This is a genomic window from Streptomyces anandii JCM 4720, assembly GCF_014650655.1.
Taxonomy (GTDB): Bacteria; Actinomycetota; Actinomycetes; order Streptomycetales; family Streptomycetaceae; genus Streptomyces; species Streptomyces anandii.
Window position 1 is genome coordinate 543,317 of record NZ_BMVJ01000003.1, and the last position, 1,703, is coordinate 545,019.

Consider the following 1,703-nt stretch of genomic DNA (forward strand, 5'->3'; position numbering starts at 1 on the left):
TCTCCGCCAAGCTGCGCACCGGCGGGGTGAACGACGAGCCCGAGGACCTCGCCCTGCCCCACTGGGCCGGCGTGGTCCCGGTCCGCCGCCAGTACGGCACCCCCGTGGCCGACGCGGACCTCGCACCGGACACCGCCCTCCCCGGCTACCTCACGACCCTGTGACGCACGGTGGGCGCGTCCCGCGCGTCCCGCGCGTCCCGCGCGTCCCGCGCGAAGCGCGCCCACCGCGGCCGGAGCGCCCCCTCCCCTACGCCGGCAGCGGTCCGTCCGCCGGGGTACGGGCCCCGCGGGCCTCCGCCACCGCCAGGCCCACGACCGAGCCCAGCATCAGCGCGGTGCCGGCGCAGGTCGCCGGCGTCAGGCGCTCGCCGAGCAGGGCGACGGCCAGCACCGCCGCGCTGACCGGCTCGAGCAGCATGATCACGGACACGGTGGCCGAGCGGACGACGGCCGCGCCCGCGAAGTACAGCGCGTAGGCGAGAGCGGTGGGGACGCCCGCGATGTAGGCGAGCAGCCACACCAGGCGGACCGGGTCGGCGGTGTGCGGCAGCAGACCCGAGGCGAGCGCGAACGGCAGCAGGAACAGGGTGGTCACCACGAAGGCCCCGAGCGTCGCCCCGGACTGGTCGGCGGCCCCGCCCGCACGGCCGAAGTGGCGGGTGAGCAGCGTCATCGCCGAGTACCCGGCCGCCGAAACCAGCGCCAGGACCACGCCCCAAGGCCGTACGGTCGCCCCGCCGCCGCCCAGCACCAGCACCCCCAGTCCGGCGAGCGCCCCGGTGACGGCGGCGAGCCCGGGCAGGCCGAGCCGCTCCCCGAGGGCGAGGCGCGCGCCCAGCGCGATGAGCACGGGCCCGGCGCCGAGCGTGACCACGGTGGCCACCGCCAGGCCCGTGTCCGCCACGGCGGCGAAGTAGGCGGTCTGGAACACTGCCAGGCCCGCGCCGGTGGCGGCGGCACGCAGCAGCCTGCGGGCCGGCGGCACGGGGACGGACGGCGCCTGCCGGTCGCGCGGGCGCAGCAGACGCGCGGCGAGCAGCAGGACGGAACCGGCCGCGCAGCGCCAGAAGGACAGGGTGACCGGTCCCATGTCACTGGCGCGGTAGATCAGGGACGCGGCCGCGCCCGCGGTGCCCCAGGCGGCACCGGCGACGATCAGATACAGGAGGCCACGCCCGACGGGCAGGCCGAGGGAAGCTTGCGACACGAGTTCTCTCCGCAGAGGTGCAGAAGGTCTACGAGGGACCCGGCCGGTGCCGGCGGGGTCGGACGACTTCTTCCGCGGGCAGCACCGTCCGGCCCGGCGGCGGCGCCGGGCACGGTGACCGCACGGCCCGCCTCAGGCGGCGGGGGGCGGGAGAACCAGTGCGTGCTCGTGCATGGCCGGCACCTCAGGCCGCCGTTCCGCGGGCCGACAACTCCCTTACCGCGGCGCCGTCCGCCCCGGGCCGCGCGGAGCCCCCGGCGGACGCGGAACCCCCGGCGTCCGCCGAGCCCTTGGCGGGTGCGGACGACTGCGCGATGAAGGCGCCCAGCAGCACGACGGCGCCGCCGGCGATCTGCGGTACGGACAGGTGCTCGCCGAGCAGCACCCAGGCCAGCACGGTGGCGATGACCGCCTCCAGGCAGGCCACCACGCCCGCCACCGCGGGCGAGAGCCGGCGCACCGAGACCACGCCGGTGACGTACGCGAGCACCGTG

At 77.5% G+C, this 1,703-nt stretch carries 2 protein-coding genes and 1 pseudogene; 1 reads left to right on the plus strand and 2 read right to left on the minus strand.

The window, feature by feature from the left end; genetic code table 11:
• Positions 1-164 (plus strand): annotated as a pseudogene (locus IE249_RS36660) (pyridoxamine 5'-phosphate oxidase family protein); the annotation flags it as partial.
• Between the two features lie 85 nt (positions 165-249).
• On the opposite strand, the gene IE249_RS08475 reads toward IE249_RS36660, so the two are convergent.
• Together IE249_RS08475 and IE249_RS08480 are read right to left on the minus strand one after the other, a co-directional pair.
• On the minus strand, positions 250-1,209 hold the full coding sequence (locus IE249_RS08475; protein WP_189704140.1) for a DMT family transporter: 960 nt from the start codon (positions 1,207-1,209) through the stop codon (positions 250-252).
• Between the two features lie 184 nt (positions 1,210-1,393).
• Positions 1,394-1,703, minus strand: a 310-nt coding sequence (locus IE249_RS08480) for an EamA family transporter (protein ID WP_189704141.1), incomplete at its 5' end; no start/stop codon positions are given.